This window comes from Pseudoalteromonas umbrosa (assembly GCF_030125375.1).
GTDB lineage: Bacteria > Pseudomonadota > Gammaproteobacteria > Enterobacterales > Alteromonadaceae > Pseudoalteromonas > Pseudoalteromonas umbrosa.
On sequence record NZ_JASJUU010000008.1, the window covers coordinates 121384 to 136813 of the forward strand.

General features: G+C 39.0%; 14 protein-coding genes. 9 read left to right on the forward strand and 5 right to left on the reverse strand.

Annotation, left to right across the window (positions count from 1 at the left end):
- A partial coding sequence (locus tag QNM16_RS21820) for a pentapeptide repeat-containing protein (RefSeq protein ID WP_284022396.1) occupies positions 1-1184 on the forward strand: 1184 nt, incomplete at its 5' end.
- Between the two features lie 31 nt (positions 1185-1215).
- On the opposite strand, the gene QNM16_RS21825 is transcribed toward QNM16_RS21820, so the two are convergent.
- Positions 1216-1527: a hypothetical protein gene (locus QNM16_RS21825; RefSeq protein ID WP_284022397.1), complete on the reverse strand. Its 312-nt coding sequence runs from the start codon at positions 1525-1527 to the stop codon at positions 1216-1218.
- 411 nt (positions 1528-1938) lie between these two features.
- Between QNM16_RS21825 and QNM16_RS21830 the strand changes: the two genes are divergently transcribed.
- From QNM16_RS21830 to QNM16_RS21855, 6 genes are all read left to right on the forward strand, one after another.
- Complete coding sequence (locus QNM16_RS21830; protein WP_284022398.1) at positions 1939-3600, forward strand: H-type lectin domain-containing protein; 1662 nt, start codon at positions 1939-1941, stop codon at positions 3598-3600.
- A 360-nt stretch (positions 3601-3960) separates the two neighbouring features.
- Positions 3961-5289 (forward strand): alpha/beta hydrolase-fold protein, encoded by a 1329-nt coding sequence (locus QNM16_RS21835; protein ID WP_284022399.1) that lies wholly within the window; start codon positions 3961-3963, stop codon positions 5287-5289.
- Positions 5290-5370: 81 nt separating this feature from the next.
- The gene (locus tag QNM16_RS21840; protein WP_284022400.1) at positions 5371-6060 is read left to right on the forward strand and encodes a response regulator transcription factor; all 690 of its coding nucleotides are present in this window, start codon (positions 5371-5373) and stop codon (positions 6058-6060) included.
- The gene (locus tag QNM16_RS21845) at positions 6053-7402 is read left to right on the forward strand and encodes a HAMP domain-containing sensor histidine kinase (RefSeq protein ID WP_284022401.1); all 1350 of its coding nucleotides are present in this window, start codon (positions 6053-6055) and stop codon (positions 7400-7402) included. The genes QNM16_RS21840 and QNM16_RS21845 overlap by 8 nt, the downstream gene beginning before the upstream one ends.
- A 214-nt stretch (positions 7403-7616) precedes the next feature.
- Positions 7617-8150, forward strand: coding sequence for a hypothetical protein (locus tag QNM16_RS21850; RefSeq protein WP_284022402.1), 534 nt, complete (start codon positions 7617-7619; stop codon positions 8148-8150).
- Positions 8151-8291: 141 nt separating this feature from the next.
- Positions 8292-8978 carry a hypothetical protein gene (locus QNM16_RS21855; protein WP_284022403.1) on the forward strand — a complete coding sequence of 229 codons (687 nt, stop codon included), beginning with the start codon at positions 8292-8294 and terminating at the stop codon, positions 8976-8978.
- A gap of 84 nt (positions 8979-9062) precedes the next feature.
- On the opposite strand, the gene QNM16_RS21860 is transcribed toward QNM16_RS21855, so the two are convergent.
- From QNM16_RS21860 to QNM16_RS21870, 3 genes are all read right to left on the reverse strand, one after another.
- Positions 9063-9941: a CPBP family intramembrane glutamic endopeptidase gene (locus QNM16_RS21860; protein ID WP_284022404.1), complete on the reverse strand. Its 879-nt coding sequence runs from the start codon at positions 9939-9941 to the stop codon at positions 9063-9065.
- A gap of 133 nt (positions 9942-10074) precedes the next feature.
- The gene (locus QNM16_RS21865; RefSeq protein ID WP_284022405.1) at positions 10075-10233 is read right to left on the reverse strand and encodes a hypothetical protein; all 159 of its coding nucleotides are present in this window, start codon (positions 10231-10233) and stop codon (positions 10075-10077) included.
- A gap of 341 nt (positions 10234-10574) precedes the next feature.
- On the reverse strand, positions 10575-11765 hold the full coding sequence (locus QNM16_RS21870; protein ID WP_284022406.1) for a DNA alkylation repair protein: 1191 nt from the start codon (positions 11763-11765) through the stop codon (positions 10575-10577).
- Between the two features lie 742 nt (positions 11766-12507).
- Here QNM16_RS21870 and QNM16_RS21875 point away from each other — a divergent pair.
- Together QNM16_RS21875 and QNM16_RS21880 are read left to right on the forward strand one after the other, a co-directional pair.
- Positions 12508-12819 (forward strand): hypothetical protein, encoded by a 312-nt coding sequence (locus QNM16_RS21875; protein ID WP_284022407.1) that lies wholly within the window; start codon positions 12508-12510, stop codon positions 12817-12819.
- A gap of 281 nt (positions 12820-13100) precedes the next feature.
- The gene (locus tag QNM16_RS21880; RefSeq protein ID WP_284022408.1) at positions 13101-13343 is read left to right on the forward strand and encodes a hypothetical protein; all 243 of its coding nucleotides are present in this window, start codon (positions 13101-13103) and stop codon (positions 13341-13343) included.
- A gap of 47 nt (positions 13344-13390) precedes the next feature.
- On the opposite strand, the gene QNM16_RS21885 is transcribed toward QNM16_RS21880, so the two are convergent.
- Positions 13391-15238, reverse strand: a complete 1848-nt coding sequence (locus QNM16_RS21885; protein ID WP_284022409.1) for a haloalkane dehalogenase — start codon at positions 15236-15238, stop codon at positions 13391-13393.
- Positions 15239-15430 lie beyond the last annotated feature (192 nt).

Below are 15430 nucleotides of genomic sequence, written 5' to 3' on the forward strand. Positions count from 1 at the left end.
GATTTGGTGAGGGTGACGTTAACTTCTCCAGAGCACAGTTTGGTGAGGGTGACGTTGACTTCTTCAATGTACAATTTGGTGAGGGTGACGTTAACTTCTTCAATGCACGATTTGGTGAGGGTGACGTTAACTTCTTCAATGTACCATTTGGTGAGGGTAACGTTAACTTCAAAGGTGCACGATTTGGTAAGGGTAACGTTAACTTCACAGGTGCACGATTTGGTGAGGGTGACGTTAACTTCTCCAGAGCACAGTTTGGTGAGGGTGACGTTGACTTCTTCAATGTACAATTTGGTGAGGGTGACGTTAACTTCTTCAATGCACGATTTGGTGAGGGTAACGTTGACTTCGAGTCCATAAAATTATCTGGCCAATTCAATTTTATGAATGCTACTAGAACGGAACACATCAAGTCCTTAACGTTCAAGTTTGCCACGTTTGACGGTCCTGTCAGCTTAGACGGCAATAGTTTTAATTGCGTGCCTGATTTCACTAACACCAAGCTATCACACCAGCTTAGTTTGAGTCATTTTACTGTTTCAAATAAACTAACTCATAAGAGCTATTTAATACCTAAGTGTCTAATCATATTAAAAGAACTTTGGTTTGGCTCAAGGCTCAAATATTCTCAAATCAAGAGTGCATTAAAACTCTCCAAAAAACTGTCTAGAAAACTCCCTTGGCTTAGCAAAGCCACAGCCGCCGACAGACAGGATATAGACCGACTAAGACGCCTTAAAGAGCTGGCTGAGAGTAATAAACACCATAAGCTTGCTTTAGACTTACATATTGAGGAAATGAAAAGTAGTCGATGGATTGAAACAACATCTAAGAGAGCTCTTTTTACTGAGTTTCTATTTCAAAAACTTGGAGATTACGGGCGGAGTATACAAAGACCACTTGTAAGTATTGCCACTATTGGGTTGCTTTGTTCTCCTATTCACTATTTAAGCAGCACTGTTAAAAACCCATCTTTTACTGACTCTATATATTACTCTTTCTCACAAATGCTGCATTTAATACCAAGTTCGAGGGCTGGCCGTACAGAATTTGCAACGCGCCTTTTTGAAAGTACAGACAAAATCCCTGATCATATTTTCTTACTGTCTTGGTTCCAATCACTCACATCTATAGCGCTCGTATTTCTAATAGGCCTTGCGTTACGTAATAGGTTCAGAATATAGGCGGAGACTGCACCCTTCCGCTTTTTCGCTTTTAATTATCTATTAGGTTAGTCAGGCGAATACCTCCGATCCAACCAGCTATCAGTACGAATACATGCATAGCATAAGTAATACCGTTTGCAATATCCCCCATGCTAGACGCTCCTGCAAACGGATTTAGTGAAAATCCGTGATACGACATTAGCCCGACAACAAAAATAGCGATAGAAATAGCATGTGTAAAAAAAGGCTCTGCGCTATTGAAGATGGCAACCAAAGCAACCTTAACCACAAAATACAATATTAATGCACCCAAAACACCAGTTATGCCCATTGTCACAATTGATAAAGCTGTATTTTCCATTCTCTCTCCATAAAGTAAAAAATCATTAGTACATTTACCACACAGTAGAAAAAAGGACTATTGAATATTTTTAATACAGTTCGTGACTGATGAGTTGTCTATATGTATCATTTACAACTTATAAGCCTCTATAAATATAAGGATTAATTGATGAAACGTATCATATTTTTATTTTCAGATATTTACCCACCATCGGCACACCTTAACCGCTAACCCTTCTATAAAGACCGTTTATGAAAGTGACTCGCTGTATCATTTGCGTTATGTGCAATAACTGGGCATAGTCTTCGCAGGTTACAAAGTTATAATGGATGCACTCACCTTTCAGGATAAAGGCCCACATAGCTTAAAATTATGTGTCATTTCTTTGTGTCATTTTATTAATTTAGGATATGTATTAGGGTTCTAATTATGCTTAAGATGTCACACACATTACTTTCTATTTTTGCTCTTTCTACAACAACAGTTTCAACCTTTGCCAATGCAAACAGCTGTGAAGGCGAGTTATTTTCTATTAACTCTGGTCGCGGTGCGCCAGGAGTACTATTTAGCTTGCAAGAGCAAGACAAGACCGCCAAAGCATTGTCTATGGCTGAGTTTAGTTCATCGGCGATGGCTTATGACTCAACGCTTAAACGTATGTACTACACCTCTTCACCAATGCCATTTGAATATAAAGTGGATTTAAGTGAACTAGATGCGCCCGCAGAAGTGCTCGCACAGATCCCTGTTCAGGGTGATCGATTTAAGTACAATCGCTTAGCGTACTACGATTTTGAAACCAAAACACATCACAGAGTAGACGGTATAACCAAGTCTTTGATTGGTATGACGTATGATGCGCAAAACGACCAACTGTTAGCGAATAGCTACACCAAGCTATACAGCATTGACAAATCAAACGGCAATGCAACAACCTTAATGCACTTTGATGGTGTTGAAGGTGAGTATCGCGGTGACCTAGTAATTAAAGATGAAACACTATATTTAGTCACTTCGAGTGCTGTGTACTTGATTGATCGTAGCGATCCTCAAAACTACAGTATGAGCAAGCTGTCTGACCATAACTTGATTGCTGTAACAGGCGCGACCCTTGCGCAAAATGGCGACATGCTCATTAGCCGTACCGTTATAAATGATCATGGTCATAAAAATCAATCTGAACTTTATAAGCTTAATCCAAACACGGGGGGTACGTGTTTAGTGGCGACTTTACCACTGCGTATTAACGATTTGGCGACCAATACCGACAGCTCAGTTGCTTGCTATACCCAAGATCCTTGCGCGTTAGACAATAAAATTACTTTGCTTTCCAACACCATTGTGAACGACTTGGATCATACGTGGCGCACCTATGGCTTTGGCAGTACAAACTTTTTTGCGCCCGCTGTATTCACCTCAGCGCCTACTTTTAATGGTGGCCATGGTGGTGTAAACCGCTTACAAAATGTGTCACCAACTTCATTCGAAGTGGCATTTAAAGAATGGAATTATCTAGATCAAGTGCACCCTAATAAAGAGTCATTTGATTACATGGTACTGGAACAAGGCCGCTATACGATGGCCGATGGCACCGTATTAGAAGTAGGCAGTTTTGAGTTAGATGGCACTAAAAGCTTTGATAACATCAGCTTTGAACAAACATTCTCTGCTAACCCTTATGTATTTTTACAAGTGCAAACCTATGAAGGTGGCCACACTATTGCAACGCGCGTAAAAGACATTTCAACAACAGGGTTTAAAGCCGCATTCTTTGAGCAAGATACGTTAAATGAAGGCCATACTACCGAAGTGGTGTCCTACATTGCGATTGTCCCAAGTACAGGTTCAACCGGTACACTCGACACCCATGCTGGCGCAAAAGGCTACAACTTATTTAGTGCCGATATTGATCATAATGGTGGCCAAATTGGCGAGCACTTTTACGTGTTAGCTGAAGAAACCTCTAAAGATGCAGAAACAGCTCATACGCTTGAAACCTTACATGTGCTTGATGTCGCCGGTGTCAGCCTAGTTCAGCAAGTGAGCAGTAATGGTGGCGATAACTTAAGTATTCGCCGTATTCAGCAGTAAATATCTTATCTTAAACAATAAAAAGCCTTTACAGCGATTCATTGTACAGGCTTTTTTATTTCCCCCTACTCGATTACATTCTTATGCGCAATGAATGGCCATTCGGATTACAGTGCTAAACTAGGTGTTCTATTCACTACTGATTTTGTGTCTGTAAATAAATATAAAAGAGAAAAAGCTTACATCCAACTCACATTTATTCCACACCAAGACTTCGGTTGGTTTCTACACAAAAACGAGCTATCCATATCTTATTAAGCCTACATGAAGAGACATTAAATAGATTTAATGTTTTAAATAACAATATTTAATTTTTGGTATTTAGCATAAAACGCAACTTGAACAAACACAGTGAACAAGATGACCTGTCTAAAACGTTTTTTAAGTGTACCCTTTATCGTATTCACACTGATACTTTCACCTTACGTTGAAGCGAATCACTCTACTGATCGCGTTGAATATTGTAAAGACTGCGCTAATGGAGTGATTAAATTTCACTTTTTTTCAGAGATACTAGAGAGCCGCCAGAAGATAGATATATATCTACCTAAAGATTACGACTTAGGAGCTAACAATGTCCGTTATCCTGTTATATACACCCTTGACGGCTGGACGCTTTCTGAATTGGTCGGGGGCGTAGTTAGGCACCTTAGCCAAACTGCTTCAATGCCAGAAGCGATAGTGGTTTCCATCGACCAAAACTATGTTAAAGGGATAACACCACAACTCTACAGCAGTGACAGTGGCTGGGCAGAGAACCCGAAAGAGAAAGCGTTCTGGTCTGATGATAACGGGGCAGACCATTACCTTAGCTTTCTAAAAGACGAACTTATACCATTTATTAACGAACGCTATAGAACCAATCATTTTAAAACGTTAGTAAGCATGTCGCCCACTGCAAGCTTTGCTATGCATAGCTTAATCTCCCAACCAGAGTTATTTAATGCGCACTTTATGTTCGCTGCAACAGATGTTATTGGCATGGGGTACACACCTGAAAAAACCTTGATAGACAGTTTGGTAGAAACATTAAATAAACGACCAAAACATGAAGGTTTTTTGTACGTCGCCTCATCTATGCGAGAGGCCAAAAAACACCCCGCTCAACACAAAAATATCGAAGCGCTAACTGATGCCCTAAAAACATTTAAAAACTTTAAAGTAAAGGCTGAGCACATTGAAAACTATGGCCATTACCCAATGGCTGTTACAGGACTACTATCCGCGCTTGATCTGGTTTTTCCGCGTGCAAAGTTTGACTCAAGTACAATACTTAATCACATGCGTGAAAACCCAGAAAATGGGACGGTTACGCAGCAACTAATGCAACATTATAAAGTGCTAAGTGATTATGTTGGCTTCGAAGTTAGACCGTATTCAAACCTGACTAGAAACGCGAATAGCCTTCGCTCAGTAACGAGAATGTTACGTAAAGAAGGCCGCTTTGATGAAGCCATCGAATTAGGAAAGCTGTGGGTAAAGCAGCAGCCCAAATCAGCCTATGCGCACTACAAGCTCAGCGAGAGCTATATTGCCGCTGGTTCATATAAAGCCGCAAAAAAGCAAAACTCAATAGGCTTAGATATTGCCAAAGCGAATAAAGACCCTAATATGGCACATTATATAAATCAGAAAGTAAACATTGAAAAGCTGCTAAGTGCTCCTGCTCAAGCAAAAAATAACGAGTAAACTGTATGCCACATAATAAGAAATTAGAGATTTACAGCATAGTGTTAGTTTAATCTGGAAATACATATAAAAATATAAAGCATGAATATTTTATTAATCGAAGATGATAAGCCAATCGCCCAGTATATATCCAAAGGGTTTAGAGAAGCGGGCCACAATGTTGAGTGGGCCGATAATGGCAGAACCGGATTTACACTTGCTGTAGAGCACCCATTTGATGTGTGTATTGTCGACAGAATGCTGCCAGAACTTGATGGCTTAGCCATTATCAAAGGGCTCAGAGCTATAAACAATTCCGTGCCAATTATCATTCTATCTGCTTTATCGGATGTAGATGAACGAGTAAATGGTTTAACCTCCGGTGCTGACGATTATTTGGTTAAGCCATTTGCGTTCAGCGAGCTAGCAGCCAGAGTGAACATCTTGGCAAATCGCCCCAAAGCGTCACAGGTTAACGACTCAACTACACTTGAATTTCAAGACATCACACTGAACTTAATTACTCGTGAAGTAAGCGTTAATAGTTCAATTATCGAGCTGAAGAACAAAGAATTTAGCTTATTAGAAGCCCTTATTCGGCAACCCAGTAGAGCTTTCTCTCGTACTATGTTAATGGAAAAAGTATGGGGCTATAACTTTGACACACATACAAACGTGATTGATGTACACATAAGTAACCTGAGAAAAAAAATAGAATCGGTAAGCACGCAATGTGTGATCAAAACACTACGAGGTGTTGGGTACACTTTGGAAAAAGCAAATCATGAATAGCTATATCGGCAGACTCGCTACAGCTTATGTCTGTCTCTGCGCTGTAACTCTAGTCATGCTTTTTCCAATCTATAAAGAAATTGAATCACAGCAAAACGTACATATTAAAAATATATTGGTCCCCGACTGTCCTTATTGTGAGTTACGCCAAAAATATATAAAAGACGGCCCTTTCGCGTTGAAACAATACCTCAATCAAGACTCAAAATGGATAAGTTTTAAGTTTCTTGCACTTGATGAGATAACACGTTTTTCAACTTCTGTGTGGTTACAGCAAGAAGTCATTAAAGCTGCTGAACTCATTAGCTCAGATAAGTTATATGTCACATTCAATATAAACCCGTCCGCAGGTAAAAAACTCACTCTGGTCTATTTAGAGCTTGATAATTATGTAGTGATAGAAGAAAAGCTATTAAAGCCTGCAAACAAAGCAACTGAGGTTGCTGAAAAAGTAAGTGATTACTTATCTCTTAGTTTATTAATTACAGCGCTTATCATCAGTACATTTTTACTATCGACATTGTATATATCACGCAAAATCTATCAAAAAATAAACAAAATTAACCTTATCTCAGAATCCATCAGCAAAACTGGAGATTTATCCAAAAGGATCCCTGTCAATGACGATAACAACGAGTTTAATCGTCTAGCAAAGCAATTAAACCAGACCTTTGCAACTATTGAAGCCAAAGTCTGCGATATAAGTAATATGTCTAACACCTTAGCACATGAGTTAAAAACCCCTTTGACCCAACTCACCCATCAGATAGAAGCATTAGATATTCCTTATGACGAGTATGTAATTTTAAAAAATAGTGCCGAAAAAGCGACAGATGTATTTAACTCCATACTGCGGATCTCGCGCTTGGAAACCGGCAATGCGCGGCTGATAAAAGAATTATCTGATATTAATGAAATTATCACTGATTCGGTTGATTTATTGTCACCAATAGCCGAGTTGAAAAAGCAAAACTTGCAGATAAATACCAAACCAATACAGGCCCATGTAGACAAGAGTTTAATTTTCCAAGCCGTTTTAAACCTTTTGGATAACGCCATCAAGTATTCACCGGATGAGTCTGATATTAAACTTTCAGCAGACATCAACGAGCACACATTAATAATTTCAATCCAAAATGCTTGTAAGCCTATAGATCAGAAGGAAATCAATAATTTGACAAGTCGATTCATTAGAGGCTCAAATACCAACAACAGTGATGGGCTTGGGTTGGGCTTAACGTTAGTGAATGCCATTGCCGCAGCACATCAAGGAGAATTAAAGCTTAAGACAACAGGTGAGCGATTTACAGTTACATTATTAATTGCTTTGAAAAAAATATAGAAAAGACAAAAAATACTCACTTATCAATGTGATTGCCCCCTTGATCCACAAAAAAATATAATATAAATAAATTAATACCCCCCAAATTAAAACAGCAATGAATTTACATTTATTTTATCAAAAACTGATCCACATAAACGCAACTACCGTAAATAGGATTGCTAATGAAAACCAACAGGTCATTGGCAATAAAAATCAAACAAGGATTTTAAAAATGATAAAAATAAAGAATAACTTACTAAAAGCACTTTCATTCTCGGGATTAGCTGTATTTGCCACTCCGTCTTTTGCGGCAGTTGATGTATTCGCAGCAAACTCTGCCTGCAACACCCTAGTCGGTAGCACTGAAACAGCAGGAAGTGGCGGGATCTCAAATGGCTCTGGTGGCTTAAGAGCTACCTCTGACCTTACAATTATCTCCTGCGTCTTACCAACTAACACCCCAACACCCGGTGTTGAAGCATTTATTTTAGATAAGGAAGTAGGACTCAGCTTTGGCAGTCAAAACAGCCAAATACCAAGCTTTAGTGGTACTACAGCCTGTAGTTTAACGGCTTATGATTTATTTGGTAATGTGAGATTTTCAGATACTGACTTTTCTAATCAAACAGGTAAACGTACTTTATACGTCAGGTCAACACGCTCAAATACAAATGGATATTATGGCTTTGCTTGTCGCTTAAGCCTTGGCGATGAGCTGTATATGTATCAGCTTTACCCTAAAGGGCTAGAGCCTGGTACATTCTAAGTATAAATAATATAGTTTATGATATATAAAATGTGAGTGTGCTAATTGGCGCGCTCACTTTTAATGCAAATCATATATACTAACTACTTTAAATTAAACCTTAATAATACCTATATAATAAAATCTTAAGGTAATTTCACTATGAAAATTATTGTCAGTATTTTTTTCACGGCAGTCATCACAATCTTCTTCACCATTAGTTACTTAAAAACAGATAATCAATCGCTCGCCTCATACAGCAGTGGAAAAAGTAGCTTAGAGTCTACAGTCGAATCAAATACAAATGATAAGCAATCACCTAAAAACGTAAATTATTATGACTCGACATCAGTGAAAAGTAATATAGATTCATTGATTGAAACACAAACGGCATTGCTCAATACCTTAAATAATATGAATAACCGACTTACTACCTTAGAGAATCGGCTAAATCAAATTGAACCTCAAACAGCATCATCTACTCAGCCTTTGACTCGGCCTAATACGGAAGCACAGCTGCAAGCAGCAATATCAGATAGCAATGCACGTCAGGAGTTTATGCAAGCTGAAAACACGTTTTACAGCCAAAGCGTTGACTCGACTTGGGATGCGAAAATGACCTCTGCTCTTCAAGATGTAGAAACAGCATTACGTAGTGCATTTGAGGACTCAGTGTATATCAGCGAACAAGAGTGCCGCAGTGATAGCTGTCGAGTTGAATTTTCACTAGAACGAGACAACATTAACTTGCATCCATTGATGTTAGCAGCGCAAGGCAGTAGTAAGATGTTTTTCGATGAGCAAATAGTAAACGGCCAAAAAAAAGCCATTGTTATCTATCAGCGCTAAAACATATATAAATGACTTGTCAAATTGTTATTGCCCAAATACCAAAATGGTAAAGGGCAACAGGCATCAAAAACCACAAATAGATTAAGCTAAAAACGGATAAGTAAAAAAGCAAAAATGCATGAGATTAAACACAAAGTGTATATAGATAGGCACTAGAACATTATTAGTTTTTTGATAACCATAAGCACAGCCTACTCCCAATAGCGTCGCAATTAAGGTATATGCAACCCCTGCAGGGAAGTGCACAACACCAAACAAAGCACCTGAACAAGCTATCGTAAGCGCTTTTTGATATCTTAAATTTTGAAAAGCCCTGTGCATTTGAGTTTGTATAAACCCTCTGAAAAAAGCTTCTTCTGCATAACAAGTGATAAATAAGTTAGTGACTACCCAGCCCATCAATATGGGGCTCAGTTTTGGGTCCCACTCAACTAAACCAGACAAAACACCACCAGCTAATCCAGATAAAATCACCAAGGTTGATACAATTACAACCTTACTCATATCTTTGTTACGGCTATCGCGAATGCTTGGTACCACAAGTGACATAAGCGCAATGGCCACCATCAGTTTGTCAAAATTTAAATGTTTAGAAAACGGTACTGCGTTTTCGCTCACTAAATAAGATTCAATCACTAATGGATTATTAAACCCAGGGAATGCATGAACAAAAAATAAGATAGAAACAACAAATATGCCTGAACCGAGCAGCCAACGAACTCCACTTCGTTTAAAGTAATTAAATCCATAGCTCATTAAAAATAAACTTAGGACCCCAATAACTCCATGGGTCTCAACAATACCAAAACGATAAGCGAATAGAAGCGAAATCGAGGTTAAAACAAGTGCAATACGCTGCATAGCCAACGTCACAGCACAAATCGCTAACAAGGCAGGAAGAAAAGACAAAACAATGCTTGTGCTCAGAGTTAAACCAAACAGTTCAAAAGGTGAATTCATCTCAATAACTACTTAAAGTCTCACTTGTGTGGACGAAAAAATACTTTTTATACAAGGTGGTGCATGGGAGTTTACGATGGTTCAATTCAATTGAATAGTAAAATATAGCCCAGCGAAACTGGGCTTAGCTCAATTAGCAAATTTGAGCTGTTGGACAAAATACTGGGGCTGTATAACAAGCGCCAAAGTCTCGACTATAAGCTGAAGCACCGCCTCCAATTTGACGTGTTTGCTTGTCGTTTAAATTTTTAGTGCTGCTTAGTTGTTTTAAGTTTACTTTGTTAAGCTTCATAATAAGTCCTGTCGTTAAATTACATTCTTTTTATTTCGATAAGCAGTAAAGTACGCCGCTTATCCATTCAAGACTGTGTTCAATTAATGTGCACAATGCAAGCTTAAAAAGTTTAAATTATATCTCCAAATATTTAGGTATCTGTTTTATAAGTTATTTATAATATTGAAATTTTATCATATTACATAAAATTAATAGCGTCATAAAAATAGCTCTCTTTAAAATAATTCATTGCACTCACAGCTTAAAAATACGACAGCCATAGCAACAACCATTGATTTAACCCAATTGGCCATTATTTCTTAAAACTAAACGCTTAGTAATGCATGCCAGCGGCGAGTTCATAAACCATAGTTTGACATCTGCAAATCGAACTGAGTATCTGCAACCACTTTACCATTTATCTGCAATTCAACTTTATGTACGCCTGGGTAATAAACACGAGTTGTAATTGGCTTAATTGTATGACGCTTTTTAAGCGAAATTTGGCTTTTTGGGGCTAACTCTAAAGTTTTCCATTTAAATACTTTTGGTGATGTTGAACCATTAGCTTTTTGATGGTGCACAATATAGTCAATCATAAGTGACTGCGTACTATCATTGTCGCTCTCAATGTTCGCTATTAATTCGATATGTGCGCCAAATTTAAGTATAGGTGATGAAGTACTTAATTTAATATTTGATAACTGAGCCGGTTTATAACCAAGCGCCTCTAAAGTACCTATATGGCCTTTTTTAACTAAAGTGCGACAACCATGCTTAATAAGCGCAACTCGCTCAGGGCTTGCATTTTGTAACCACTCGATGGCCACTTCGCATACTCTATCTGGGTGGTCCTTAGCGATATCATTCAAATTATTTGCTACAGAGCGTCTTACATATTCACTGGGATCATCTTTGAGTAGTGATAACAGCTCAATAACAGGCTCAGGATCATTAACAAACGTTTTTAAACGCAAGCCCCAAGGAAGCCTTGGACGACACCCTTCACTTGCAAGCCTTCTTACGTCAATATTGTCATCAAGCGCCCATGCTTTCATCACTGCTAAAGTGCGCTCAGGCTCTGCTTCCAAAAAATACCTTATCGCAAATTCTGCAGTATTTCGTTTTGTTAGTGCTTTTAGCAAGTGCATCGCGTATTTAAAATGTGCTCTGCCCCTTTTAGCGACATAGTCGGCCATCGGCAAAACAGCCCAACCAGAAATACCATTTTCATTGCTTGTAGTAGAACTCCACTCGCCTTCAATTTGATCACCTAACGACAACTCAATAATACGTGCCGCTTGCTCAAAATCTTGCGGTAAATACACCTCCATAACATCAAAAATTCGGTTACTGCGCTGCTTAAACTCAAGGCTATCAAAATCAAGACTAACCTCTTGTATAAACGCGTCATAAGCGAAATCAGGATAAATACGTTGAAAGTGACGTGCCATGTTGTGCACTAGGTCTAAGTCAAAAACATTTTTAAAAGGCTCTGGCATGATGTTTAAACACTCAAAGGCGCATAAGTTCAGTGATTGAGTAAACATACATGCAAAGCGACTTAAACAAAAGGGTCTTATAGTACTACTTTGAGTTTAGCGTTAAACGCATTTATGCAAAAAGTCTACTAGCCCTTATACATCGCTCTGTGAGTAAAAAATCAATTATTAACAAGCTTAATATATAAACCATTCAGCCCACTAATAAATTACTAAAAACTAAAAATAACTTAGCTAAAACCATATACTCTCAATTTCCATATTATATAAAGCATGAAACTAAGTCATAAAAACACCAATCAAATTAAAAATTACAAAGAACTTAAAGTTACTTTCAAGTGATAAAGGTTTAGAGAGTAGAATAATGCTTCCAGTTACGGGGTAAACTTCACATAAGCGTAGAGTTACGCATAAACAATAAGGTGTGCCGCTAACAACAAAAAATGTTGTCATGCTCCCGCTGATGCGGGCTGTAGAATCGATTAACCCGAACAGTGTTAATCCAGTAATAATGTGAGTACGCTACTTGAAGGCACACTCAAACTTACTTTTTAACGACACCTAAACCAACGCTAGATAAAACAATATAGAATACCCCTTATCGCTAACATTCAATTCCTAAAATGTGAAAAACATTGCGCCTATTCACTAACTGCCTTTGAGTTAAAGAACAAATATGACCCTGCTCAAGATCAATACCTCATCATATTTCACGCTTGCAGCCTTGAATATACGGCCCCTTGAGATGTAAACTAAGTGTAAAACATAATGGGACAAAAAGGAGCTTCACATGGAAAAATCCAAACCAGCTATCAAGGCTAAAATTGGGCAATGCAATGCTGAAGATACGTTAGAGCAATTGACTCAACAAAATCATGAACTCATATCTAACAAGCCGATCACCAGCGGTAAATTCTTTGAAGCTTTGAGCGATATTTATGTTCGATATTGCGATATAGCGTCTCAATTACAAAGCACAGATAAGAAGATAGTCGCTTTTAGCGTTGACTATGAAACACGTAAAACAGACGGCCTGTGGAGCACTCATCCGTGTTATAAAGTGCACCTTTCAAATAAAGAGGTTCTCCCTTTTTTCAACTGAGCATTTAGGAACCTTCAACCTATAATATCAAGACCACACGATGCCAGAATTGGCATCGTCACTACACCGATTATGCACCGCTAACTCAGCGATGATAGAGTATATAACCATTATAAAAATTGATTTTCTATTTATAAACTTGGTGCTTGCAATTACAATAAAGTATTTAAATTTGACAATTTTTATCAGAACGATGGCTATGAAAATTTGTCTAACCTTCATTAAACTGGTACTTTAGGGTGTGTTTTTACTATTCAACCAGATTTCAAGGATGTGACATTATGAAGGCTCATAGGATAGAGCGATTTTTAAAGCTGTTTTTACCTCTTTTACTAGCAAAATACCTTGCCAGATCTCCAAAGCTTCTTATTGGTCTAACGCTATTTTTTATTTTACTTATCGTGTTTATTGTCAAAGTAGCCACATTTGCGATTTATTCTTTTCTCTTTGGTGGACTCTTATTTATCGGCTGGCAAAGCTGGAATGCTACAAAACGGCTTTTTAGAAAACAAAAAAAATCATAATCGACTCATATTCGTCACCTCGCACACTGGCGAGGCAACAAGTGCTATTACTGTACCAGCTGATAACTATTGCCCAATTCATCTTGCAGTACATACGCTATACCGTTAATAGCCGTGACATCCAATGGCTCAGTCAGTATACGGCTTGAATAGTACCAGCCCTCTGGTAACTTTAGTCGCTCTCCTAAATTCGCTAAATCATCCATTTGCAATGACGCATCCGAAATACGGCTAAATGATTGCATTACATAAACTTGGCCAGTGTCGTCTGTAATTTCATAAACACGTCTGCCTTGATAAAAGTGCCAAGTATTACTTCTAGATACTTCACCGGCAACGTACGGAGCTTGCTCACCGCCAGCAGCGCTTATATCAGCAGTGGTAAGCAGGCGCATTTTTACATCACCAAATTGACGAAATTCAGTATCTGCATCCAGTGTAATTGTGTCACCACCTCGGCTTTCGTCCACCACAAAAAAACGCGGACCATTTGGTATTGCACTCAGCGCATCGTATTGCAGTGCAACTTCATCAAAATCAATGGCATCCCAATGTGCTTGACGGCACATATCAACCCCTGGGGTGCCCCACACTTGCGCAACGACTTTGCCGTTTTGCTGATAAGGCAATAAAATTTCACAGTAGCGCATGTTGTAGCTTGGCCCCCCTGTGACAAGCGGCTCTTGCACTTTGGTCGATTGCATAAACGCTAAAAAATGCAGCGCCAAGTCTTCCCCCACATCATCCTGAATAAAATGCCCTGCAGGAAAACGGCGATGGTCAGCGCCATCAGCCCCCGGAACATGGTTAACCCATTTTTGTTGGTTAGATTCGCTCCCAAGCCCCGTATCGTATTCACCAGCGTTAAACATAAATGGATTGTGATAAGCCCCTAATGTTTGCCACGCAGATAACGTTTGCATCTCAATCCCTGATAACATGGACGGAAATGCGCGAATCGCCGCTTTATACTGCACATTTGGATACGGCGCGTTGTATGCTGTGACTTCCGAATCGCTTAACTCAATTGCTGAGAGCTTTTGAACCACATCACCCGCCATTAACTCAGGCACACTGGCTGCATAATTAATCCACTGCTGAAACCCTTCGACACGATCGCTCGAACGAGAATCAAAAAACGAGCTGGCATCTGCAGTGATTGATTCATCAATCTCAAAGCTTGGTAACTGATAAGGGTTACTGCCTGTCGGGATAATTGGCATATCACCATTAGCGACAACAATTCTGGCAAACCGCTCAGACATATTACCTGCTATTCTCAGCCCGATAAGGCTACCCCAGTCTTGCACAAACAAATTGATATCTGTGAGCTGTAGCTGATCAATAAATGCCTTAGTCCAAGCCACATGATGCTCATATTGATGCACTGCCGTATTTAAAGGTTTATCCGATTTGCCCATGCCCATGTTATCTAAAGCAATCACTCGATAACCTGCATTCGCTAAGATAGGGATCATTTTACGATATAAATATGACCAGCTCGGCTGACCATGAAGCATAAGTACAACTTCTCCCTCTTTTGGTCCTTCATCAACATAGTGCATTCTTAGTCCTTCTAGCTCTACATAATTGGTTGAAAAATCATAATCAGGTAAGCCATCAAAACAGGAGGCTGGGGTTCTAATAAACTCTATGCCTTTAGCTGTGGTCAACGTGTTAATATCCGCCTCTAAACACGCTTCACTTAATGGACCAGTGACAGGTCTCGTCTCAACGGGTGCTTGAGCGGCGGTTTCTTCAACTGTGACGACTTCATCATCGTTATCACTGCATGCCACTAATAAGCTACTTAGCAAGCACACCCCAAGTACTTTTTGCAAAGCCACCGCAGAGTGCCTCAATTTAAACTGCTTATCTAGAATGTTATAAATCATATTTGTTTTTCCTTATGCCTTAGCTGACAATTGCTTGTCGTGTTAGACATAGGAATATCACCGCAAAAAGCAGTCGCGTAGTCAGTTGTGTGCAGATGGTGTAAAAGTCTGTATCAATGGTGTTTTCGCGGCGTATCATCAAAACGGGTTTGCTTGTACCATTAAACATCTCGATAATTGCTGGAATACTTA